Source organism: Nocardiopsis sp. TRM 82005 (assembly GCF_056312425.1).
On sequence record NZ_JBWDTQ010000008.1, the window covers coordinates 1 to 22,146 of the forward strand.

The window sequence follows — 22,146 nt, forward strand, 5'->3', positions numbered from 1 at the left end:
CGGGGATGGACCTCCGTGGTCTCCCCGATACCGGCAAAGGTGCTGGTGAGCCCCGCGGACGCGGGGATGGACCGCGCGTTGTATGCGGCCTCAGCGACCGGGCGACGTGAGCCCCGCGGACGCGGGGATGGACCGACCCGCGCGGACGTCGGCTCTGCCGCGCATGAGTGAGCCCCGCGGACGCGGGGATGGACCGCTCGCGGAGTTCCTCGCGGGAGGCCGGTAATGGTGAGTCCCGCGGACGCGGGGATGGACCGGGCCTCTCGGCCAGGGCGCGTTCCACCTCCCGGTGAGCCCCGCGGACGCGGGGATGGACCGCTGGGGGAGGCGTCAGCGGCCTCCGCGCCCTCGTGAGCCCCGCGGACGCGGGGATGGACCGGGGGGACTAGAACGGGATGGCGTCGCCGGTCGGTGAGCCCCGCGGACGCGGGGATGGACCGTCGGCGACCGCGATATCTGCCGGGACCTGGTAGTGAGCCCCGCGGACGCGGGGATGGACCGTCCGGTGGGACGACGAGATGGGCGCCATGTGGGTGAGCCCCGCGGACGCGGGGATGGACCGCTGATGGTCGAGCGCCTGTTCGTGCAGGCTGAGTGAGCCCCGCGGACGCGGGGATGGACCGGGCGTGTACCCCGAGGCCGGTGTGCAGATGTCGTGAGCCCCGCGGACGCGGGGATGGACCGGCAGCCCCCACCTCTAGCACGTACCCGCTCGGGTGAGCCCCGCGGACGCGAGGATGGGCCGACGGAGAAGGTGGCGGGTCTGCCGGACTCCATGTTGACCCTCACGGACGTGACAGTAAACGCGCTGTTTAACGGCCTTCTTCAGCATCGTCTCGGTGGTTTTGTCAGACCGATCCTCTACAGTGCATTCGCTCGCCGCGATGCTCAGGAGAGGAACCGCATGGCCTATCCGTTTGGTGTGTGCGCAGAGCCTGGGTCGAGTGTCGACCTTCGCCTTTGGGCCAAAGAGCGTGATCTCGGCGGCTACCGCCATCCAGCTGTCTGTCACGCGATCGATGCCGCTGCCATGGCGCTCACCCTGTGGGACGAATTCATGGCCCCCGGAACACGCGCCACGATCGCCACCGCGCTGTCAACCAGCACAGAACACGCGGGACAAATCATCGCTTTCTGGGCAGGCTTGCATGACATCGGCAAACTCACCCCGTACTTCCAGCACCAGATCAAGATCGACCTGTCCTCATACCCGCCTCAGCGCGACCTTGCAGAGCGGATGGGACACGCAACAGCAACAGCTCGCTGGCTGGAAGCGGTTCTGCCCCAAGCCGGCTATCCCCTCACAGACGAGTTCCGCTCCATCACCCCCCTCATCGCTCAACTTCTCGGGGGGCACCACGGGAGCTTCCCCAGGTTCTCCGAATCCGTAGACGGCAACCACTTGCACGATGCCGGCTTTGAGGAAGACGCCTGGAACGAGCAGCGGTGGCTGCTCCTGTGCTGCCTGCAAGAGTTGCTCGGCGCGCCGCGACCCCCCGACACCCTTCCCGAACCTGTTGCCGCAGTCATCTGCGCCATCGTCGTTCTCGCGGACTGGCTCGTCAGCCAGGAGCACCACATCCTCTACCAGAGGCAGCACGCTCCTGCTACCGCAGACCCGGCCGAACTGGGCACCTACTTCAGCCGCCAGAAGGAAGCTGTCGCCCAACTGCTTGACCAAGCCGGCCTGCGTCCCCTCACCACGACCCCCGCGACGTTCAGCGCTTCCTTCCCGCGCATTCCCGCACCCAACGGCCTCCAGGCTTCTCTCGCCGAACATCTTCCACAGGTCTGCACAGGGCCAGGCCTGCTGATCGTTACTGCGCCCACAGGTGAGGGCAAAACCGAAGCTGCGTTTCACGCAGCCGACATCATGGGGTACGCGGCCGGGTGCCCGGGACGCTACATCGCACTTCCCACCATGGCCACGGCGAACCAGATGTACGGGCGGCTACGCAGTTACGCCCAGCACCGGGCGGATGTGCCCCGCCCTCTCACGCTGCTGCATTCCATGGCATGGCTCAACGATGACTACGCACCGAAGGTATACGAACATGCACCGTCGACCGTTCTGACCTCAGGGCCCTCAGGCCGGGACTCCTCGGCCACAGACTGGCTGTCCGGCCGCAAACGCGGCCTACTGGCGTCCTGGTCGGTGGGCACCATCGACCAGATCCTGATGACAGTGCTGAAGCTCAGGCACAACGTGGTCCGACTTCTCGGCCTGGTCGGCAAGGTCGTGGTCGTGGACGAAGCACACGCCGTCGACCCCTACATGCAGGAAGAACTCGAGCGACTCCTGCAGTGGTTGGGAAAGCTGAACGTTCCGGTCATCCTCCTATCTGCGACTTTGCACCGCGCTGTCGCGGAGGCCTACACAGCCGCCTACCTCAGGGGCGCAGGAAAGCACCGCACCGCCAAACCCGGCCGTCGAAGGCGTGCAAGCGCGGCGGCCAAGGCTCCCCTCGTCGACAGGATCGAATACCCGGGATGGCTCTATGCGGACGCGTGCACCGGTGTGGTCAGCCGCAACCCCGCGCCGGTCACAGCGACAGAGCGAGAGCGGCTGCACTTGGACCTAGTGACCGTGCCCCTAGAGACAGAGGACCGCAAAAGCAAAGCCGACCGGTCCGCAGCACTGGAATCCGAACTCGCGGGCCTGCTGGATTCCAACACAGGGTGCGCCGCTGTCATCTGCACCACCGTCGCCGAAGCCCAGGAAACCTACGACCTGATTCGCGCGATGGTCCGGCAGCGCTTCCCGGGGGCCGACAACCCTCCGAAGACCATGCTCCTGCATGCGAGGTTCCCCGGGTGGCAGCGTGATGAGACCACCCAGCAGGTGATCGAGTACTTCGGCAAGGACCACACGGACAGCAAGCGCCCGCAAGCAGCCATCCTGGTGGCAACCCAGATCATCGAACAGAGCCTCGACCTGGACTTCGATCTGATCATCACCGACCTCGCACCAGTCTCACTCCTCCTGCAACGCGCAGGACGTTGTTGGCGCCACCAGAACCTGGGAACGATCACCAGGCCAGCATGGGCATCACACCCGCGCGTGGCCGTGCTCGCTCCGGACCGACCGGTGGGCTCGGGCATGCCCGACGTGTGGACCTACGTCTACCCGGCGTCGTTGCTGGTGCGGACACAGAACCTCCTACTCGAACGGAAGGGAAGCCCCGTCGCGGTCCCCGGTGACGTGCAAGCCCTCGTGGAACGGGTGTATGACGACCCCGGCCTCATCGACGACATGAAGAGCGACATCGAACGAGTCGGCAAGGACATGGGCATGCGCACCCAGGCACGGAACGTGCTCGTGCCGGGGCCCGACGCCCTGAACGGCGGCCTGCACGAACTGACCATCGGTTCCTTCGACATCGACGAGGACATGGTGACCACCCGCTTCGATGCCGACTCGGTGCGTGTGCTGCCCTGCTACCAGGACGCCGAGGGCAGGCAGTGGCTGGGCCCGGACCGCACAGCCGCTCTGCCGCAGAAGGGATCGGGACCCAAGGGGGCCTTCACCGACGACGAGGTCGCCGCAGTGATCCGTAGGACCGTCCCCGTGCGCGGCGGACGATGGGTGCCGGCGCAAGCGGACTGCGAAGCAGCCCGCCCTTCGTCCTGGAAGAAGGACTTCAGGCTTCGAGAACTCGTCATGATGCCCCAACCTCTGGTGGCCGGAGGCATCCCGCAGCCGGGAGAGTTGGGCGGACGCACCTGGCACCTGGACGAAAAAAAGGGACTTATGTGGTGGTAAGTGAAGTTTCTGAATGAATCATTATTAGTGTTCGTTTTTCAGATATCCCCCTTTGGTGCTATTCTTTTTCGTAGGAACCATTGAACAGGGTTTAACACCTTGCACTTTGAGTGAGTGGCCTGGTGATCGCCCCGTGCAGTCGCGAACGAGTGAACATCGTCCAGGCGGTTCTCGTCACCGAATCGGCACTTGTGTTCGTTCAGGGGGCCGGGTTCGCGTTCATGAAGCGCGCTGCTGACAGCTCACTCCAAGCGGACCACCATCCTCCCCGCGTCCGCGGGGGACATAATGACGCTTCACGTGGAACTGGGTTCAACACCGGTCCATCCCCGCGTCCGCGGGGTCGTGCTCGGCAAGCCCAGCGATGCCAAGCGGAGCCACCTGGCCCCCAGCGTCACCGGAGCGCCAATCTAGCAGGCCGTAGCAGACAAGGGTCCATCAGTAGTTCTGCTCAGAAACTAAAGTGAAAGCGAGAATCATGGTGGCTTCCTACGGGCTCGACAGCAAGCCCTGGCTGCCTGTGCAGTGGCTCAACCCTCAGATAGGCGATGACACAGACCATCGATCCTCCCGCGTCGGTCTGCGCGAGCTCTTCCTGCGGGCCCATGAGATCGCGGACGTGGAGCTCGCGTTGCCACCGGCCTCAGCAGGGCTGTGGCGGATCCTGGCACTGATCGCAGCGCGCGTCACCGGACTGGACGACGCTGACAACTCCCAGGACTGGCAACAGCTGCGGATGGAACTTCTCAAACGAGGAAGGTTCGACGCCACCGAAGTCAACGCCTACTTCGATGACTACGCGGACAGGTTCGATCTCTTCGGCGTCATCGGCCGCCCCTGGCTCCAAGATCCCCGCCTGGCCGAGCAGTGTCCTTCAACATCGGGCATCAACAAGCTCTGCTGGGGGCGCAGCGCAGGCAACAACCAGGTCTGGTTGGGAGGCCACGCCACCGACCTCGCCCCCGAGCCGGTCGCGCCGGAGATTGCTGCTCAACATCTCATCGCGACCGTCTACTACGGGCCCTCGGGTCGCTGCACCTCACGCAGTGTCGACGGCGTCACCAAAGCCGACACCTCCGCCGGGCCCCTGCGCGGCGCACTGTCCTTCCACCCGGTCTCCGACAACCTGTTCACCAGCCTCGTCCTGAACATCCCCTACCCGGGCAATGGAAAGATCGACGAAGCCCCCTGGGAGCGCGACGACCTGGACGAGGCCACAGGCCTTCCGAGCGAGGCCACCGGACTTGCGGGCATCTTGACCAACCAGTACCGGCACGCTGTGCTCCTGCATCCCTCCCTGGACGGCCGAAGCGTCACCGATGCCACGATCACCTGGGGATTTCGGATTACCCACGAGTTCCGGGAGAGCTGGTCGGCTCCGGTCGACCCTTTTCGGATCTACCACACCTCCAAAGAGGGCAAGCCCTACCCGCGGTCGGCAGACGCCACCCGCGCGGTGTGGCGGGACATGGACGCCCTGCTGCGAGACGACCAGACCGCCAAGCGCCACCGTCCCGCGTTGTTCAACACCTGGGGCGCGCGTGAGGGTGTCCCAGCCCAGGTCCTGAAGACGCTGCGTATCCGCGCTTTCGGGTTCGACCAGGACGGCCAGACCCGTGACCGGCAATGGTTCACGGCCATCACCCCCGCTGTCCTGGGCTGGCTCAAGCACAGCGACGCCGATACAGAGAAGGCCGCCCGCGCCCGCCGCCGGATCCACTTGTCCATCGCCTCAGCCGAGGGAGCCGGGAGCCGTTTGGAAAGCGCGCTCAAAGCCGCCTGGAAAGAGAGCAACAGCCCCGGCGGCGGCGAAGCGAAGACGACGGAGACAGGAGCCGGTCCCTGGCTGCGCCCGGGAATGTCCCGTTACTGGTCCCAAGCGGGCAACGAGTTCTGGAACATCGCCTTCGACGAGGACAGGCAGACCCCGGGCAACACCTTCATTCTGGCGGCGGTTCGCGCCTTCGAAGAGGTCACCGACACCTACTCCGCGCGTCCCCGTGCAGCGAAGGTCATCGAACACCATCGCGGCCGACTGTTCAGGCAGTGGAACCCACAGCGGAAAGACACCGAACAATGAACACGCAACAGAGCAAGGAAATCGCCTACCTTGCCGGTCGGATGGTCGAACGGCTCACACGCACAGTCGTGGACACACCCGGTGACCGTGCCGTGCTGCGCCGGATGGTAGGCCACCCGCCCACACACCCCACCGCGCGCCCCGTGCACAGCGTGATCTACGACTGCCTGAGGGCCCCCTCAGGCGCCCCCGTGGACCTGCCGACAGGCCAAGCACAGGAATGGGCGTTCTACGGGGTGGCCGCACTCATCGCAGCGCAGCCGCGTGAGGCCCGGGACGAGAACGACGCTCCCGATCTCGACATTTACGACAACGCCGAGCACCCCCTGCAAGCCAACGAAAGCGCGGACGAGGCGACACCCCCCGAAGCAGACGACGCCGTACACGACCCAACGGGGTCTGACGCTGAGAAGCCGCCTGCCTCACCGCCCGGCCGGGACCCCTCCTTCAACCTCGGGGTATCCCTGGCCAAGGGAGTGCATGCCGGCAGGCTCAACGCCGACACCACAGAGAGCAGGCTCCACCGGCTCTGCCGCCTGGACCTGGCCGGTGTGCACAAGCGGTTGCCTGCCTTGGTTCGTCAGGCACGAGCCCACCAGGTCCCCATCAACTGGGTGGTACTGATCCAGGACCTGGCGCGGTGGGACACCGAACGGGAACTGGTCGCCAAACAGTGGTTGCAGTCCTACCACCGCACCCGCAACCGCGACCTGTACCTGGAAGAGAAGAAGCAGGCCGCCAAAACGGCCTCTACCGACGATTCGGAGCACTGACCCGCATGAGCCCTCTCTACATCGACGTGCACGCACTCCACACGCTGCCCTACTCCAATGTCAACCGCGACGACCTGGGCTCGCCCAAAACGGTCGTCTTCGGTGGATTCGAACGCACACGCATCTCCAGCCAGAGCTGGAAGCGCGTCGTACGCCACAAGGTCGAAGAGCGCCTGGCCGACCCCGCGGTGCGTACCCGCCACCTGATCGCAGCCATCGCCGCAGTCCTGCAGGAACGCGGATGGCAAGGCAAGAACGCTGAGGAAGCCGGCCGCCAGATCGTCCTGTCCGTGGGCAAGGGCATCAAGGTCGAAAAGCAGAAGAAGGGGCAGGAGGACCAGCCGCAGGACACCTCCGTGCTCTTCTACCTCCCCCAGGGCGCCATCACCGAACTCGCCGACCTGGCAAGCCAGCACGAGGCCGCCATCACAGCCGAGACCGCCAAAAGTAAGCCCTCCGCGAAGGGAGTGCTCCCCTCCGACGAGATCGTGGAGATCCTCAAAGCACGCAGCGGCACCATCAACCTCTTCGGCCGGATGCTCGCGGAGTTGCCCGGCACCGAGGTCGACGGAGCGGTCCAGTTCGCGCATGCCTTCACCGTCCACGGCACGACCGTAGAGACGGACTTCTTCACCGCTGTCGACGACATCCCCAAAGAAGACGACCGCGGCAGCGGCCACATGAACGTGGGGGAGTTCAGCTCCGGCACCTTCTACCGCTACGCCAACATCAACCTGGCACAACTGTTGGACAACCTCAACGGCGACACCGAGACCGCCCACGAGCTGGTCGGTCAGTTCCTGCGCGCCTTCATCGACACCATCCCCAGCGGGAAACAGAACGCGACGGCAGCCCAGACCGCACCCGACCTCGTGCACGTCTGTGTCCGCACCGACCGGCCCATGTCCTATGCCTCCGCCTTCGAAGAGCCGCTCCTGGCGGCCACCGGTTACTCCACGCAGGCTCAGAGCAGGCTGGACAGCTACGCCCAGGAACTCAACCGGGCCTGGTGGAAGGACACCTCCACCTCGTTTCACTCCGGGATCAACCTGGTCAAGGAACTACCGAACCTGGGAGAGTACATGCCCTCCTACCCCGGCCTCATCACCGCCACCCTCGACGAGGCCAACCGTGCTTCGCGAAACGAGCACAAATGAGCGGTCTGCTGATCCGGCTGGCCGGCCCCCTGCAAAGCTGGGGAGAGCACAGCACCTTCACCGACCGCGACACCGTCGACCATCCCACCAGGTCCGCGCTGATCGGTATGTTCGCGGCGGCGGAAGGCCGCGACCGCACCCAACCCCTGGAACGCTACGAAGCGCTGAGGTTCACCGTCCGCGTGGACCGGCCGGGAGTGAGGATGGTCGACTTCCACACCATCGGCGGTGGGCTTCCCGCCAAGGAGGCCGTGCCCACCGCAGAAGGCAAACGTCGACCTGAAGGTGCGGCGACCATCGTCACCAGAAGGTCCTTCCTGGCCGACGCGGTGTTCACTGTCGCAGTCGAAGGACCACCACAGCTGACCGATCAGATCGCTGCCGCCCTGCAGGCGCCGCGTTGGGCCCCCCACCTCGGCCGACGCGCCTACGTTCCCGACCCGCCCCTGCTGCTCTGCTCCCGAACAGACGACCCGGTGCACCAGCTACGAACCGAAGTACCGCTCGCACCCCGCCCGGGCGGCCGCATCGAATGGGGCACGGACCGCAAGCCAACAGGAGTACAGGTCACCTTCATCGAGGAAGCCGCCCCCGGCCGCACCGCATCGGAGCGAAGCGTCGCCGTGCTCAACGACGTCCCCGTCTCCTTCGCCGGACAGGGACGCACCTACCGCTCTCGCGCGGTGAGCGCCGACCTGCAACGGCTTCCCGCAGAACTGCTCACCCGCAAACCACACGAATACCGTAGGCGCATCTTTGAGTACGTGGAGGAGAAGCGGTGCCTGTCCAGCTGACCAAGATCGACCTAGACGACCGTGTTCAGAAGGTGCGGCGTTCAACGGCCGGTGACCACCACCGCATCCTGATGAAACTCGCCTCCGCTGATCTGGGCGACCAGCGCGTCGAGTCACCCCGGCAAAAGGCCGGCCTGCTCTTTCGCGTGGAAGACACCAGGAACGGGCGCCATCTGCTCGTCCAGGCCCAGAGCGAGCTGTGCCCGCAGCATCTACCCTCCGGGTTCGAACTCGCAGGTACCAAAGACCTCACCCCACTCCTCGAACGCATCGGCCTCGGCGACGTCGTCCGCTACCGGATCACCGCAAGCCCGATGAAACGCCTGGGCAAAAGCACCATGCCCCGCGAACTGTGGACTCGGGACAACAAGCGCCTGAGTTCGGGTGCCCACGAACTGCCGCTGACAGGGCAGGCCGCCGATGCCTGGTGGCAGGACAAAGCCGGGAAAAACGGGCTGGAGCTTCTCAGTGCGTACTCGACCAGGCTTTCGGAGCATGTCGACAGAAGGAGAGAACGCAGGGTCCGCATGCCCGCTGTGCGCTTCGACGGACTCGCCCGTGTGCGAGACACCGATGCGGTGCGTACGGCCGTGCTGAAGGGGATCGGTCGCGGCAAGGCTTTCGGTTGCGGCCTGCTGAGTCTCGCCTACGCGGAGCAGGGATGACCGAGCCGGAGAACGAGGCGAAGAAGAACTTCATTCGGCCGACGCTCGCTATGCTGCCGCGGGTCTCCGACGGCTTATCGTTCCTGTACGCCGACATTGTGCGCATCGTACAGACCGACACCGGGGTGTGCGCTGAGACCGAGACCGACTCGGGTGTAGTGCACCGTGTCCCTATCCCGACAGCAGCACTGGCGTGTCTGATGTTGGGGCCGGGAACATCCATCACCTCACCGGCCCTTGCCACGCTCTTCCGGCACAACACCACGGTCATCAGCACGGGATCCGGCGGCGTCGTCCACTACGGTGGCTGGCCATCACCTGACCGGACAACCAGATGGCTGGACCTGCAGGCTCGCGCCTACGCCGACAACGAACTGCGCCTTGATATTGCCTGCGCGATGTTCGAGATGCGCTTCAGCGAAGAAGTCGCTGAGGGCACATCAATCGAAACCCTCCGAGCGCTGGAGGGCCAGCGGATGCGCAAGCTCTACCAAGGGCTTGCAGGCAGGTATCGGCTCAAACCGTTCAAACGCAACTACAACCCCGAATCCTGGGGCGAACAGGATCCGGTCAACCGGGCGCTGTCCTCAGCGAATGCCGCCCTATACGGCGTGGTCCACTCAGTGATCATGCACCTGGGATGTCACCCGGGCCTGGGGTTTGTGCACAGCGGGAAACAGCACTCCTTCGTCTACGACATCGCTGACCTGTACAAGGCAGCGACAACGGTGCCCCTGGCGTTTTCGCTGCACGCGTCAGAGCACCCTGAAGCTGAGGCACGACGCAAACTGCGCAGTGACCTGAAGCTCTACCGAATGATCCCGCGCATCGTCCGGGACGTCCAGTTGCTGCTCGACTCCGAAGCTGAAGGAGAAGAAGCGGAACCCACCAAGCGCTGGCGTGTTGTGGATCTGTGGGACCCCGTGCGTGGGTCAGTGACAGGCGGTGTCAACTATGGTGATCGGATCGCGTTCGGTTCCGCTCTTCCTCCTTCTGAGCTGGAAGAGGAGCACGGCTGATGACGTCGATGGTGGTGATCTCAACGACGGCTGTACCTCCGCATGTGCGGGGGTCATTGTCGCGGTGGATGATCGAACCCAAAGCCGGTTTGTACATTGGCACGATGACGGCCCGCGTACGCGATCGCTTTTGGGAACTGGTCAGCGAATCCGTTGGGGATGGTGCGGCGGTATGCGCGCACCCTGCGGACAACGAGCAGAGGTTCGTGGTCAAGACAGCGGGAGAGAGACGAAGACAGGTGATGGATTTCGACGGCCTCCAGCTCATCCGCTTCATTGGGGTTGAGCCTGAAGACGAGTTGCTCGATCCTTCGGTGTCCTCTCCTTGAAGAGGTAACGCGAAGATAACACCTCGGATTGTCGCAGGTCATTTGCTGTGAGCCCCGCGGACGCGGGGATGGACCGCCCTAGTTCAGGATTACGAGGTCCCCGACGGAGTGAGCCCCGCGGACGCGGGGATGGACCGACCACATGTTGACCCCCATGCACCCCGAGGGCGTGAGCCCCGCGGACGCGGGGATGGACCGAACATTGGCCATACTTCGATTGTGGTCTACTCGTGAGCCCCGCGGACGCGGGGATGGACCGCTCTGTCCGACGTGCCGGGGCCCGCACGAGGGGTGAGCCCCGCGGACGCGGGGATGGACCGGCCGGAGAGGTTATCACGGCGGACAAGCTCACGTGAGCCCCGCGGACGCGGGGATGGACCCGCGCTCCACGTCGGGGCCCTCCGCGCCACGCTGTGAGCCCCGCGGACGCGGGGATGGACCGCTCTCCAGGTACTGCTTGGTGAGCTTGGCGGCGTGAGCCCCGCGGACGCGGGGATGGACCGACGTCCAGCGGGTCCGGGAGTGGCAAGCCGCCGTGAGCCCCGCGGACGCGGGGATGGACCGGTAATCAGCCTAGGAAAGGCGTATGCGGGCGGGTGAGCCCCGCGGACGCGGGGATGGACCGCTTGCTCGCGCTTGATCCGATCGTGGACGCGTGTGAGCCCCGCGGACGCGGGGATGGACCGCCGGTCGTGAAGGTGTTCGGCCCCTACCGGCCGTGAGCCCCGCGGACGCGGGGATGGACCGATGGCGGATGTCCTCGCGGGTCTCCGTACGGTGTGAGCCCCGCGGACGCGGGGATGGACCAACGTTTGTGAAACTCGCCGTTGAAATGGGCTTGTGAGCCCCGCGGACGCGGGGATGGACCGGCGGTGATGGCCAGGGCCCCGGTCCAGGCCTGGTGAGCCCCGCGGACGCGGGGATGGACCGGCTCAGCTGGGAGCGGCGTAACGGAGCGCCAAGTGAGCCCCGCGGACGCGGGGATGGACCGGAGGGATCCACCATGCCCAAGGTTGCGGCACGGTGAGCCCCGCGGACGCGGGGATGGACCTGGCCTTACTCCGGAGGTCATCACGGCGGCGGAGTGAGCCCCGCGGACGCGGGGATGGACCGCTCGCCGTCGTCGGTGAGCTGCTTCTTGAGCTGTGAGCCCCGCGGACGCGGGGATGGACCGAGGACACCCATGTCCCACACCAACCAGAGCCCGTGAGCCCCGCGGACGCGGGGATGGACCGCCCGTAGGCACCGCCGCGCGGGAGGAGGAGCAGTGAGCCCCGCGGACGCGGGGATGGACCTGATGTTGGCGAAGAAGTTTCCAACCTGATGTGGTGAGCCCCGCGGACGCGGGGATGGACCGATCCTCGCCGTCTACTCCGGCAAAGGCGGCATGTGAGCCCCGCGGACGCGGGGATGGACCGGTGCTGTCCCTCTTCCGCGTGGTCACCGGCTTCCTCTTCCTCCTGCACGGCACCGCTTCCCTGTTCGGCGTGCTCGGCGGCAACCGCGGTACCGGACTCGCCGTCGAACTCGGTACCTGGCCCTCCTGGTGGGCCGCGCTCATCCAACTGGTCTGCGGCACCCTGGTCCTGGCGGGACTGACCACCCGCCTCAACGCCGTGACCGCCTCGGGCTCGATGGCCTACGCCTACTTCGCGGTCCACCAGCCCGAGGGGCTGCTGCCGCTCGGCAACGGCGGCGAACTCGCGGCCATGTACTGCTGGGCCTTCCTGCTCATCGCCGTCCTGGGACCGGGCCCCTGGGCCCTGGACACCTTCCTCGCCCGCCTGCGCGGCGGCGATGCCCACGGCTCCGGGCCCGGCCCCGAGCACGGCACCGCCTGAACCGCGCCCGCCGCCGGGTCCCTTCCGAGTTCGTGGGGGGACCCGGCTTCTGTGGACACCGCGTACACGAACTCCACCGCCGAACCAGGCGGAACGGTCGTCGGTGACGAGACACGGCGGCGGCCGTTGCCGAGCCGCGTGCACCCGGGGCCTTTCGCGAAAGCGCGCGCGGGGCAGGGTGTGTCATAGTCCTCTCGAGAAGCCCCGGAGATACGCCTTTTCCCACGTGGAGCCGCCGATGGCCGTCCACCGTGTCACGCCCGTCATCCAGTCAGAGGCCGCGCAGGAGAACCAGGAGTTCTACGGGCTCTTGGGCTTCGAGGAGGTCATGAACCACGGCTGGATCGTGACCCTCGCCTCCCCGTCCAGCCCGGCGGCACAGGTCAGCGTCATGACCAGCGACAAGACCGCACCGGTCAGCCCCGACATGAGTATTGAGGTGGACGACGTGGACGCGGCCTACGCGGTCATGCGGGAGAGCGGCGCGGAAATCGTCCACCCCTACAGGACGAGGAGTGGGGGGTACGGCGGTTCCTTGTCCGCGACCCCGACGGCAGGGTGGTCAACGTGTTGAGCCACCGCTGACGCCGCCGGGCGGTTCGGCCGTGGCCGCGGCGGACAGACTCGCCTTCGGCGACAACGGTTCCGGCCGGGACCACCGGCCCCTCGTCAGGCACCGCGCCCCACGGATCTCGGTCGTCCTCGACCGAGGTCGGCCTGCGCGACAGACCCTAGTGCTCTGACGTGCGTTCGGAATGCCCCAGGCGGCGGTCGGGGGCGATCCGGTCCCGGATGAGGCGCTTGAGTTCGGCGGCGTCGGTGAATGCGGCGTCGCTCCTGCGCGACCACACGCTCTGTCCGTCCAGGCGGACCTCGAACACGCCGCCGCTACTCGGGACGAGTGCGACCTCGCCGAGTTCGGCCTCGAACGTCGTCAGTAGTTCCTGTGCCATCCAGGTGGCCCGCGGGAGCCACCGGCACCGAGTGCAGTACTCGATCTCCAGCCGCGGTTGCTTTACCTGCATGGCTCCAAGCATGGCACGGGAGCGAGACCGGTGGCTCTGCGGCCCGGACCCTGCGGAGGCCGCGATCCCGCGGGACGCGGCCGCGGCGACACCCGCCGTTCGCGTGGCCGGGGGCCGGCACGGCCCAGGGCGGCGCGAGGAGTGTGTCCGCTCCGCGGAGGCCCGAAAACCGGTGGAACGTACACCGGCGCGTTCGGCAGGGTGGCGCCCATGGACCATCCATCTCCCATCACGCACGAACCCGGGACGGGGCCGCCATCGCGGCTGCGCCGGATCCGGGCCAAGCACACCTGGCTCCGGGAGCGCGGTGCCGACGAGCTGTGGCTCATGGCACCCACGACGGAGGATGCGGTGACCGCCTTCGAGGAGGAGAACGGCCTCACCCTGCCCGAGAGCTACCGGGCGTTCGTCACCTCCGTTGCCGACGGCGGCATGATGTTCGGCGCGGGGGCCGGGTCCATCGCGCGGAAGGCCGGCATCCCAGAGGAGGGATACCAGCGCACCGTCGCCGTGGAGAGCGACGAGTTCCCGCCCACCCACCCGTTCCCGCTCGTGGCCGGGGAGGAGGGCGAGGACGGTACGCGCTACCCGTACGGTCGCGTCGAAAGCCGCGCACCCTGGCCCGAGAGCATCCGGTTCGACGACCACTGGTGGGAGCGTGCCCTCGACTGGGACGAGGACACCACTTGGGGCGAGTTCCCCGGTCTGCTGCGCATGGCTGAACTGGGCTGCGGCTACGCGGTGAACCTTGTCCTGTACGGGCCGGAACGCGGACGCGTGGTCTACACCTGGAACGACGAGAAGCCCCCGTCGTTCCCGCCGGGCGCCGATTTCCCCGCATGGTACGAGACCTGGCTGGACATGTACGCCTGCGGCCTGCACTTCCCCGAGGGAGAGCCGCCGCGCGAGCTGCGGCACGACTACGGACACGTCCTGGTCACCCGTCCCGACTACCTGCGCCCGTGGGTGGTCGAGCGTCACGGGCAGGCGATGCGTGCGGTTCGCATGGGTGCCCGGTGCGGACCCGGTGGCGAGACCGGTCTGAACGATGCGACCGCCGAGCGGTTCGCCGGCCTGGCCGTCTCCGAGGCCCACGGGCCCGACCGGCTGGCGGCGGTGTGCGCGCTCAGCCGCGGCCGGGGACATCCGGAGCGGCTGCGCCGCGTCGCGCAGCGGGGGCACGGTGCCCCGGCCGACCTGGCCCGTGCCCTGTCCGGAGCCGACGCCCTCTGAGAACCGGGCCTGTGGTCGCCGCTCACGGGCGATCGCCACAGCCTCACGTGCCGTGGAAGACCGTGAGGTCGATCGCGGGTGCGTCCGTGTACACGACGCCCCGCTCGGGCGGGGGCGCCCGACGCGGCGTCGGTGCAGTGGGCGTCGAACATCTGTGCCTCGTCGAAGCCAGGGACGAAGGACCGCAGGGCGATGAGGGCGTCGCAGATCAGGAACAGCGCTCCACCTGCCGCCGTCCAGGCGTTGGCCCCCGTGGCCAGGACCGCCATCAGCGCTAGCACCAGCCCGTACAGCAGGACGGGGACCAGCAGACCGTGGGCGTGCGGGGCACACACCCACACCAGGGCGGACACGAAACCGAGGTAGGGCACCAGCAGCCACCGGCGGTGGCGGAGCACGCTCTCGGTCCGGTACGGCCAGAAGGCGAACACGTACACCACCTGTGTGACCAGGAAACCGCCCACCATCAGCAGGAACGCGGTGTCGCCGTCGGCCAGTGCGGGAAGGGAGCCGCCGAGCCAGGAGAAGACCAGGGCGATCAGCGCCAGCCTCACCAGACGGGGGCCGGTCCGTGGCCGCGAACACCCTCAGTGCCGGGGCCGGCATGAGCAGGACCCGCGTCGGCCGCGACCAAGAGGCGAGGCCGAACAGCTGGACGGCCAGGTGGGAGGCGGCCAGAGCGAGGAAGAAGGCCAGCAGAGCGCGGGCGAGGGGGTGGTGGGGGACCCTCAGGACATGGTACGGACGCCTTCTGGTGATCCTCGGTGAACTGCCTCCGCGGGCGGCCTTCGAGGGGGACACGGCTTCGGGGCGCCGGTTCCACCGGCGCACGAGTCCCCAGGGACGCGTGCGTGCGACGGGGACCGATCGCGTGATCGGCACACACTCCTCAGCGAGGGTGTGTGCAACGGCGGGGCCGATCCGGCCGTCGGCCCCGCCGCATCACGTGGTCAGTGCCGGGGAGTGTCCGCCGCGCACGCCCTAGCTGTACCTAACCTCTGTGGTCAGTACACCTAGCGCCCGGGGATGGTGTGGTAGCGCTCCGGGTCGAGGTCGTGCAATGAGCCGTCGGCGAGGCCTTCGACCACCGACTCCAGGCCGCGCTCGACCGTCTTGACGAGCTGGCCGCGCTGGCGGGCTCCCCAGCTCTGGGTCTGCCCGCGCACCTCGAACAGCATCGCGCCGCTGCCGTTCAGGGAGAAGGAGCCCAGCGCCGTCCCGGGAAGGTCGAGGTCCTGCGGGTACAGCGTGATGTTGTCGAACCCCGAGCTGCCGTAGGAGTTCAGCTCGTCGTACACCGCGAGGTTGACCTGGCGGGAGAGGTCGAAGTCGTAGAGGTCGGCGTACTCGGAGTACTTCTCACCCTCGGGGGTGCCCGGGTCCGGGACGAAGTCGGCGGAGACGGACAGGTTCACCCACTCCCCGCCTTCCTCCTCCTCGTAGCACGGCCCCTGGTGGTGCAGGTCGATGTAGACGTCCACCCCGCCCCGCTCCTCGGTGAGGTCCACGTAGAGGTCGCGGACCGTCTGGGACTCGGGGTGGATGTACCAGCCGGGCTCGCTGGACCGCCCCGGGAAGTCGTCGGGTTCGGGCACGTAGGACAGGTCCGGGTTGAAGTCGCGGTTGACGTCGAACCCGGGGCGCTCGGAGTAGTCGTCTCCCTGTAGGGACCGGGTGTAGTAGTTCCACGGGGGCTGCGCCCCCTCCAGCTGGGGGAAGTCGGCCACGACGTCGTCCCAGCCGCGGTCGTTGCCGCGCCGGTCCAGTTCGCTGGCGTCGGGGTTCATCTGCGGCACCGCGACCAGGGTGACGTCCTCGCGCAGCCGTTGAGCCCGGGGAGTTCTGGCGCTCATGGTGCGCAGCAGGTTGAGCAGCGCCTCTGTGCCGGTCTTCTCGTTGCCGTGGATCTCGCTGGTGACCAGCACGGTCTGCGGTCCGGTGCCCACGCGCGCGGACCAGATCCCGCGCCCCTGGTGGGAGCGGCCGATCTCCTCGACCGCCAGTACGTCGCCGCGCTGGCGTTGGAGGGTCCGCAGCTCGCGTTCCAGCTCGGCGTGGTCGGTCCACGACCGGCCGCCGGTGTCCCCGGTGTTGGACGAGCAGTTCGCCTGCGAGGGCTGCGCCGCCGCGGGGGAGGCGGGCGCGACCATCGAGGTTCCGAGTAGTGCTCCGGCGAGCAGTGCGGCGAGCGGTGCGCGGTGGCGGAGCCTCCGCTGGCGGTACGGGGTCAAGAGTCCTCCTGCGGTGTGGGGGGACAGGGGCTGGTCTTGGCACACTCAGATTTACGCAGATATGTACAAATGGTCAATAGTTTGATCTAGGTTTCGTTTTCCTGGACGTGGGAGTCCAGCCCTCGCCAGGAGTCCCTCGGGGCTGGGTAGTGGCTCTGTCACCTGCGCATCCGTGGCGGATTGGATATCGTTTTCGCACCCAGGGGAAAGGGAATGGTAGGAAAGCGGTATGCAGGATTTTTGATGGAACCGGGGTGGGCGGGCCATCGCGACGAGGCCGCGGGCAGGCCCGCCAATAGTGCATACCGACCAGTCGGTTACCATGGCGTCCGTGGTGCGCCCACGCTTCTCACACCCCTCGACCACACAAGGAGTCACCAATGGCCGTCGACCCCTCAGGATCCGCTCTCGCGGGCATGTTGAAGGATGACCCGGGCGGTCCCTTCGTCATGCTCAACCTGCTGCGCTTCGCTCCGGACGGTCGTTCCTCGTACGAGGAGTACTCGCGGCAGACGGCTCGCTTCCTGAAGAAGTACGGAGCCGAACTCCTCTACGCCGGTGACGGTGCGGCGCCCCTGGTCGCCGAGGACGGGCAGGACTGGGACGCGGTACTGCTCGTTCGCTACCCCGACCGGGAGACGTTCAGCCGCATGGTCGCCGACCCCGAGTACCAGAAGGTCACCCATCTGCGCTCCCAGGCCCTGACCGAGGCCGTGCTCCAGCCGACCGTTCCCTGGGGCTCCGGCCGCAGTTCGTAGACGGGGGCCTGCGGGCACGTTCAGAAGTCGTGCGGTGGCCATCGGGGCGGGCCGTGGAGACCTACCGTGAGTGACCGCGGCAAGGCACCACGGCCCGCTCCAGCCGTGCCTTCTCGCAGGCCGGTGGGGACCCTGGCTCAGACCGGTGATGAGCGAGGTATTACCCTCGTCGAGCCAGTCGAACTCCACCTCGTGGGGCAGGGAACCCGGTGAGACTCCGGGACTGACGCGCAGCGGTGAGGGTGACGGGCGGGCACGCCCCGGGAACGCGGTTCCCGGGACAGCCACTGGAGCACCGCTCCGGGAAGGCGCTCCGTACCGGTCGAACCCGAGTCCGAAGACCTGCTGGCACTGGCGGTGACGGGCCGCCAGGTCATCCGCGGACCCCGCGAACGGGTCCCTGACCCGAAGGACTCGCATGTCCCCGACGGAACCCCCGCCCTCCGCCCCTCGAACCCGGCGCGACCGCTGCCCCGGCGCCCTGCGTCCCTGGCCCGCCGAGGACGGGCTGCTGGTCCGTCTCCGGCTCGTCGGCGGCCGGCTTCCCGCCCGCTCGCTGCGGGCCCTGGCCGCCGTGGCCGACGAGTACGGCGTCGGCCGGATCCATGTCACCGGCCGGGCCAACGTGCAGCTGCGCGCCCTGCCCGGACGTGACGGGCGGTTGCCCCCCGAGGTGCTCCGGGCCCTTGAGGGGACCGGTCTGCTGCCCTCGCTCACCCACGAACTGGTCCGCAACGTGATGGCCTCCCCGTGCACGGGCCTGACGGGCAAGTGGGCCGGAGCCGGAGGCTCTCCTTTGAGGGTGGAAGCTTCGTCTGGCGCGGAGCGTCCCCCGGAGCGATGGCGGGCGACGGGCAAGTGGGCTGGGGCCGGTGGCTCTCGTTTGAGGGTGGAAGCTTCGTCTGGCGCGGAGCGTCCCCCGGAGCGATGGCGGGCGACGGGCGGGAGGGTGGACCTGCGCCCCCTCGCCACCGACCTGGACGGGCTGCTGTGTGCCGAGCCGCACCGAGCCGCCCTTCCCGGGCGCTTCCTGTTCGTCCTGGACGACGGACGCGGTGACATGCTCGACCGCTCCTGCGACCTGGGCCTCGTCGCCCTCGACGAGCAGGTCGCCCAGCTGAGGATCGGGGAGGGCTGGGGCCCGTTGACGCCGCTCGGCGGGGCCGCCGCCTCGCTCGTAGGACTGGCCGACGAGTTCCTGGAGCGGCGCGGAGACGGTCCCGCCGCGCCGTGGCACGTCGCCGAACTCCCGTCGCCGCTGATCGAACCGGCGCCACCGGACCCGCGACTACCGGCCCCCGCGCCGCCGCTGCCGTACGGTCCGCTGCCCGAGGGCGGACGGCACGTTCCCGTACCCGACGACGGACTGGACCGCCCCGCCGCCGAAGCGCTCGCCGAGGAGGCGCTCACCTCCGGATCCCGCGAGCTCGTCGTCACGCCGTGGCGTGGCATCCTCATCCCCGGAGAGACACAGTGACCGTCCCGAGCCGGCCGAACCGGCACTATGAGTACGTCGACGACGGGCCCGCGATCTACGCCGACTCCTTCGCCATCATCCGGCGTGAGGCCCGGCTGGGGCACCTGCCCGCCAACGCGGAGCGGCTCGCCGTCCGGATGATCCACGGCACCGGCCAGGTAGACCTCGCCGACGACCTGGCCGTCCACCCCGATCTGGTCCCCGCGGCACGGGCCGCCCTCCGGGCCGGTGCGCCGGTCCTGTGCGACGCGCGCATGGTGGCCGCTGGCGTGACCAGGAACCGCCTGCCGAGCGGCAACGAGGTGCTCTGCCTCCTCGGCGACGAGCGGGTCCCCGACCTCGCCCGGGAGTGGGGCACCACCCGCACCGCGGCCGCGGTCTCCCTGTGGGAGCCGCTGCTCGACGGCGCGGTGGTCGCCGTCGGCAACGCGCCCACCGCCCTCTTCCATCTGCTGGAAATGCTGGTCGACGGCGCCCCGCGCCCGGCTGCGATCGTCGGCTGCCCGGTCGGCTTCGTCGGCGCCGCCGAGTCCAAGCAGGCGCTGACGGAATTCGCGGGCCGACACGGCGTCGACGTCCCCTACGTGACCACCCGTGGCCGCCGCGGGGGCTCCGCGATGACCTCCTCGGCCCTCAACGCACTCGCCAAGGAGGAGGAATGACCGGTCGTTTCCACGGTGTCGGGGTCGGTCCCGGCGACCCCGAGCTGATCACCCTCAAGGCGGCCGGGCTCATCACCGGAGCCGACGTCGTCGCCTACCACGCCGGCGCGGGAAAGCAGTCCAACGCCCGGCGCATCGCCGCGTCCCTGATCCCGGGCTCGGCGGTCGAGGAACAGCTCACCTATCCGGTGACCACCGGCGCGACCGACCATCCGGGCGGCTACGCGGGTGCGCTGGCCGACTTCTACGAGGAGTCCGCCGCACGGCTGGCCGCCCACCTCGACGCCGGGCGCGACGTCGTCCTGCTCTCCGAGGGCGACCCCCTGTTCTACGGGTCGTACATGTACATGCACGACCGGCTGTCCGAGCGGTACGAGACCGAGATCGTGCCCGGAGTCCCGGCGTTCACCGCCGCCGCGGCGGCCCCGCTGGCCCGGCAGACCGACGTGCTCACCGTGCTGCCCGGCACCCTGCCCGAACCGGAACTGGCCCGCCGTCTGGCGGACACCGACGCGGCCGTGATCATGAAGCTGGGCCGGACCTTCCCGGCCGTCCGCCGCGCCCTGGAGGCGGCCGGGCGCCTGGAGCACGCGGTGTACGTGGAGCGCGCCTCGATGGACGGGGAGCGGCGGCTGCCGGTCTCGGAGGTCGATCCGCAGACGGTGCCCTACTTCTCCCTGGTACTGGTCACCGGCGACAGCCGCAACGGCAAGCGGTCCCGGCAGGGCGGCGCGGCGACGCCGACGGCACCGGAGTCCGCTGAACCGGCGGCCGAACTGCTGGTCGTCGGCCTGGGGCCCGGTCCCGGGCACTGGCTCACCCCCGAGGCCTCCGAGGCGCTCGCGGAGGTGGACCACGTGGTGGGCTACGCCTCCTACGTCGACCGGGTCCCGCAGCGCCCCGGACTCACCCGGCACGCCTCCGGTAACACCGTCGAGCTCCAGCGGGCCCGGTTCGCCCTCGACCTGGCCAGGCGCGGAGAACGCGTCGCCGTGGTCTCCGGCGGGGACGCCGGCGTCTTCGGCATGGCCACCGCCGTGTTCGAGGCGGCCGAGGACCCCGGCTACCAGGACGTGCCCGTCCGGGTGCTGCCGGGCGTCAGCGCCGTCCAGGCGGTCGCGGCCCGAGCGGGCGCACCCGTCGGCGGTGATTTCGCGGTGATGAGCCTGTCGGACCGCCTCAAACCGTGGGAGGTGGTCGAGCGGCGGCTGCGCGCCGTCGCCGAGGCCGACCTGGCGCTGGCCGTCTACAACCCGGCCTCCCGGTCCCGGACCGAGCAGATCGTCACCGCCCGCCGGATCCTGCTGGAGCACCGGAAGCCCGACACCGTGGTCGTCGTCGGCCGGGACGTCGGCCGAGACGGCGAGTCCCTGACGGTGACCACCCTCGACGAACTCGACCCGGCCGCCGTCGACATGCGCTGCCTGCTGATCGTCGGCGCGTCCGGCACCCGGGTCTCCGCGACGGGCCGCGTCTGGACCCCGCGGTGGGTGGGACCATGACCGTGCACTTCGTGGGGGCGGGGCCCGGCGCCGCCGATCTGCTGACGGTCCGCGCCACGCGGATGCTCGCCGAGGCCGACGTGGTGCTGTACCCCGGCACGTACCTGGACCCGGACGTCCTCACCCACTGCGCGCCCGGCGCCGCACTGGTGGACACCCAGGGCCTGGACCTCGACCGCATCACCGACCGCCTGGTCGACGCGCACGCCGGGGGGCGGGACGTCGTACGGCTCACCTCCGGCGACCCCTCGCTCTACTCGGCGCTCGCCGAGCAGACCCGCAGGCTCGACGCGCACGGTGTCCCGTGGGACGTCACACCGGGGGTGCCCGCGTACGCGGCCGCCTCGGCGCTGGCGGGCAGGGAGCTGACCGTGCCGCTGGTGGCCCAGTCGGTGGTGCTGACCCGGACCCAGGCCCGCTCGACCGCCATGCCGGACACCGAGTCGCTGGCGGCCTTCGCGGCGACCCGCGCCACACTGGTGCTGCACCTGGCGATCAGGCGGGTCCGGGAGCTGATGGCGCAGATCGAACCCGAGTACGGCGGCGGCTGCCCGGTCGTCGTCGTCCACCGGGCCAGCCAGCCGGACGAGTCGGTGCTGCGCGGCACGGTCTCCACCATCGCCGACGCGGTGGAGGAGGCCGGGCTCCGCCAGGCGGCGGTGATCCTCGTGGGGCGGGCGCTCGACCCCGGGAGGGGCGGTGAGTCCCACCTCTACGATCCGGCACGCCCCCGGGCCGGTGGCTAGGGGGTGTGCGGGAGGGGGCCGCTGAGGGCGGGGACCCCGAACGCCCGTCCGCCGGAGGCCTCCGGGCGCGGGTCCGCCCGTGCGAGGCGGA

At 68.7% G+C, this 22,146-nt stretch carries 17 protein-coding genes, 2 pseudogenes, 2 CRISPR repeat arrays and 1 riboswitch; of the genes and pseudogenes, 16 read left to right on the top strand and 3 right to left on the bottom strand.

The window, feature by feature from the left end; all coding sequences use genetic code 11:
• Positions 1-45 precede the first annotated feature (45 nt).
• Positions 46-745: a CRISPR direct-repeat array (repeat unit 29 nt; unit sequence GTGAGCCCCGCGGACGCGGGGATGGACCG).
• 48 nt (positions 746-793) lie between these two features.
• From cas3 to AC0T5L_RS05900, 10 genes and pseudogenes are all read left to right on the top strand, one after another.
• Entirely contained in the window at positions 794-3,763 is a 2,970-nt protein-coding gene (cas3, locus tag AC0T5L_RS05855; RefSeq protein ID WP_476164341.1) for a CRISPR-associated helicase Cas3', read from the top strand.
• Positions 3,764-4,241: 478 nt separating this feature from the next.
• A complete protein-coding gene (casA, locus tag AC0T5L_RS05860) occupies positions 4,242-5,843 on the top strand; it encodes a type I-E CRISPR-associated protein Cse1/CasA (RefSeq protein ID WP_476164342.1) in 1,602 nt (533 codons plus the stop codon).
• Entirely contained in the window at positions 5,840-6,616 is a 777-nt protein-coding gene (casB, locus tag AC0T5L_RS05865) for a type I-E CRISPR-associated protein Cse2/CasB (protein WP_476164343.1), read from the top strand. Before casA ends, casB begins: the two co-directional genes overlap by 4 nt.
• A gap of 5 nt (positions 6,617-6,621) precedes the next feature.
• Positions 6,622-7,773 carry a type I-E CRISPR-associated protein Cas7/Cse4/CasC gene (cas7e, locus tag AC0T5L_RS05870; protein WP_476164344.1) on the top strand — a complete coding sequence of 384 codons (1,152 nt, stop codon included), beginning with the start codon at positions 6,622-6,624 and terminating at the stop codon, positions 7,771-7,773.
• Positions 7,770-8,567: a type I-E CRISPR-associated protein Cas5/CasD gene (gene cas5e, locus AC0T5L_RS05875; RefSeq protein WP_476164345.1), complete on the top strand. Its 798-nt coding sequence runs from the start codon at positions 7,770-7,772 to the stop codon at positions 8,565-8,567. The genes cas7e and cas5e overlap by 4 nt, the downstream gene beginning before the upstream one ends.
• Positions 8,552-9,232, top strand: a complete 681-nt coding sequence (gene cas6e / locus AC0T5L_RS05880; protein ID WP_476164346.1) for a type I-E CRISPR-associated protein Cas6/Cse3/CasE — start codon at positions 8,552-8,554, stop codon at positions 9,230-9,232. The genes cas5e and cas6e overlap by 16 nt, the downstream gene beginning before the upstream one ends.
• The gene (gene cas1e, locus AC0T5L_RS05885) at positions 9,229-10,251 is read left to right on the top strand and encodes a type I-E CRISPR-associated endonuclease Cas1e (RefSeq protein ID WP_476164347.1); all 1,023 of its coding nucleotides are present in this window, start codon (positions 9,229-9,231) and stop codon (positions 10,249-10,251) included. The genes cas6e and cas1e overlap by 4 nt, the downstream gene beginning before the upstream one ends.
• On the top strand, positions 10,251-10,580 hold the full coding sequence (gene cas2e, locus AC0T5L_RS05890; RefSeq protein ID WP_476164348.1) for a type I-E CRISPR-associated endoribonuclease Cas2e: 330 nt from the start codon (positions 10,251-10,253) through the stop codon (positions 10,578-10,580). Before cas1e ends, cas2e begins: the two co-directional genes overlap by 1 nt.
• A gap of 47 nt (positions 10,581-10,627) precedes the next feature.
• A CRISPR array of direct repeats spans positions 10,628-11,998; the repeat unit is 29 nt; unit sequence GTGAGCCCCGCGGACGCGGGGATGGACCG.
• Positions 11,999-12,421, top strand: coding sequence for a DoxX family protein (locus AC0T5L_RS05895; protein ID WP_476164349.1), 423 nt, complete (start codon positions 11,999-12,001; stop codon positions 12,419-12,421).
• Positions 12,422-12,659: 238 nt separating this feature from the next.
• Positions 12,660-13,006: pseudogene (locus AC0T5L_RS05900) on the top strand (VOC family protein).
• A gap of 146 nt (positions 13,007-13,152) precedes the next feature.
• Here AC0T5L_RS05900 and AC0T5L_RS05905 read toward each other — a convergent pair.
• Positions 13,153-13,446, bottom strand: coding sequence for an Rdx family protein (locus tag AC0T5L_RS05905; protein WP_476164350.1), 294 nt, complete (start codon positions 13,444-13,446; stop codon positions 13,153-13,155).
• Positions 13,447-13,656: 210 nt separating this feature from the next.
• Here AC0T5L_RS05905 and AC0T5L_RS05910 point away from each other — a divergent pair, with 210 nt between their 5' ends.
• Positions 13,657-14,679 carry an SMI1/KNR4 family protein gene (locus AC0T5L_RS05910; RefSeq protein WP_476164351.1) on the top strand — a complete coding sequence of 341 codons (1,023 nt, stop codon included), beginning with the start codon at positions 13,657-13,659 and terminating at the stop codon, positions 14,677-14,679.
• A gap of 212 nt (positions 14,680-14,891) precedes the next feature.
• Here AC0T5L_RS05910 and AC0T5L_RS05915 read toward each other — a convergent pair.
• Together AC0T5L_RS05915 and AC0T5L_RS05920 are read right to left on the bottom strand one after the other, a co-directional pair.
• Positions 14,892-15,233 (bottom strand): annotated as a pseudogene (locus AC0T5L_RS05915) (lysoplasmalogenase family protein); the annotation flags it as partial.
• Positions 15,234-15,692: 459 nt separating this feature from the next.
• Positions 15,693-16,910: a M14 family zinc carboxypeptidase gene (locus tag AC0T5L_RS05920; protein WP_476164352.1), complete on the bottom strand. Its 1,218-nt coding sequence runs from the start codon at positions 16,908-16,910 to the stop codon at positions 15,693-15,695.
• Between the two features lie 380 nt (positions 16,911-17,290).
• Here AC0T5L_RS05920 and AC0T5L_RS05925 point away from each other — a divergent pair, with 380 nt between their 5' ends.
• The 5 genes from AC0T5L_RS05925 to cobM all read left to right on the top strand — a co-directional run bounded on the left by AC0T5L_RS05925 (position 17,291) and on the right by cobM (position 22,055).
• The gene (locus tag AC0T5L_RS05925; RefSeq protein WP_476164353.1) at positions 17,291-17,668 is read left to right on the top strand and encodes a DUF1330 domain-containing protein; all 378 of its coding nucleotides are present in this window, start codon (positions 17,291-17,293) and stop codon (positions 17,666-17,668) included.
• Between the two features lie 158 nt (positions 17,669-17,826).
• Positions 17,827-18,032: riboswitch (cobalamin riboswitch) on the top strand.
• 54 nt (positions 18,033-18,086) lie between these two features.
• Positions 18,087-19,145, top strand: a complete 1,059-nt coding sequence (locus AC0T5L_RS05930; RefSeq protein WP_476164354.1) for a nitrite reductase — start codon at positions 18,087-18,089, stop codon at positions 19,143-19,145.
• A complete protein-coding gene (locus AC0T5L_RS05935; RefSeq protein WP_476164355.1) occupies positions 19,142-19,807 on the top strand; it encodes a precorrin-8X methylmutase in 666 nt (221 codons plus the stop codon). The genes AC0T5L_RS05930 and AC0T5L_RS05935 overlap by 4 nt, the downstream gene beginning before the upstream one ends.
• A complete protein-coding gene (locus AC0T5L_RS05940; protein ID WP_476164356.1) occupies positions 19,804-21,309 on the top strand; it encodes a precorrin-2 C(20)-methyltransferase in 1,506 nt (501 codons plus the stop codon). The genes AC0T5L_RS05935 and AC0T5L_RS05940 overlap by 4 nt, the downstream gene beginning before the upstream one ends.
• On the top strand, positions 21,306-22,055 hold the full coding sequence (cobM, locus tag AC0T5L_RS05945) for a precorrin-4 C(11)-methyltransferase (RefSeq protein WP_476164357.1): 750 nt from the start codon (positions 21,306-21,308) through the stop codon (positions 22,053-22,055). The genes AC0T5L_RS05940 and cobM overlap by 4 nt, the downstream gene beginning before the upstream one ends.
• Positions 22,056-22,146: the final 91 nt, after the last annotated feature.

What these genes read in the sequence shown, in the direction of transcription:
- cas2e (WP_476164348.1), top strand. Translation starts at nt 10,251, where the DNA reads ATGACGTCGATGGTGGTGATCTCAACGACGGCTGTACCTCCGCATGTG.
- cas1e (WP_476164347.1), top strand. Translation starts at nt 9,229, where the DNA reads ATGACCGAGCCGGAGAACGAGGCGAAGAAGAACTTCATTCGGCCGACG.
- casA (WP_476164342.1), top strand. Translation starts at nt 4,242, where the DNA reads ATGGTGGCTTCCTACGGGCTCGACAGCAAGCCCTGGCTGCCTGTGCAG.
- cas7e (WP_476164344.1), top strand. Translation starts at nt 6,622, where the DNA reads ATGAGCCCTCTCTACATCGACGTGCACGCACTCCACACGCTGCCCTAC.
- AC0T5L_RS05930 (WP_476164354.1), top strand. Translation starts at nt 18,087, where the DNA reads ATGTCCCCGACGGAACCCCCGCCCTCCGCCCCTCGAACCCGGCGCGAC.
- cobM (WP_476164357.1), top strand. Translation starts at nt 21,306, where the DNA reads ATGACCGTGCACTTCGTGGGGGCGGGGCCCGGCGCCGCCGATCTGCTG.
- AC0T5L_RS05905 (WP_476164350.1), bottom strand. Translation starts at nt 13,446, where the DNA reads ATGCAGGTAAAGCAACCGCGGCTGGAGATCGAGTACTGCACTCGGTGC.
- AC0T5L_RS05925 (WP_476164353.1), top strand. Translation starts at nt 17,291, where the DNA reads ATGGCCGTCGACCCCTCAGGATCCGCTCTCGCGGGCATGTTGAAGGAT.
- AC0T5L_RS05940 (WP_476164356.1), top strand. Translation starts at nt 19,804, where the DNA reads ATGACCGGTCGTTTCCACGGTGTCGGGGTCGGTCCCGGCGACCCCGAG.
- casB (WP_476164343.1), top strand. Translation starts at nt 5,840, where the DNA reads ATGAACACGCAACAGAGCAAGGAAATCGCCTACCTTGCCGGTCGGATG.
- AC0T5L_RS05910 (WP_476164351.1), top strand. Translation starts at nt 13,657, where the DNA reads ATGGACCATCCATCTCCCATCACGCACGAACCCGGGACGGGGCCGCCA.
- cas5e (WP_476164345.1), top strand. Translation starts at nt 7,770, where the DNA reads ATGAGCGGTCTGCTGATCCGGCTGGCCGGCCCCCTGCAAAGCTGGGGA.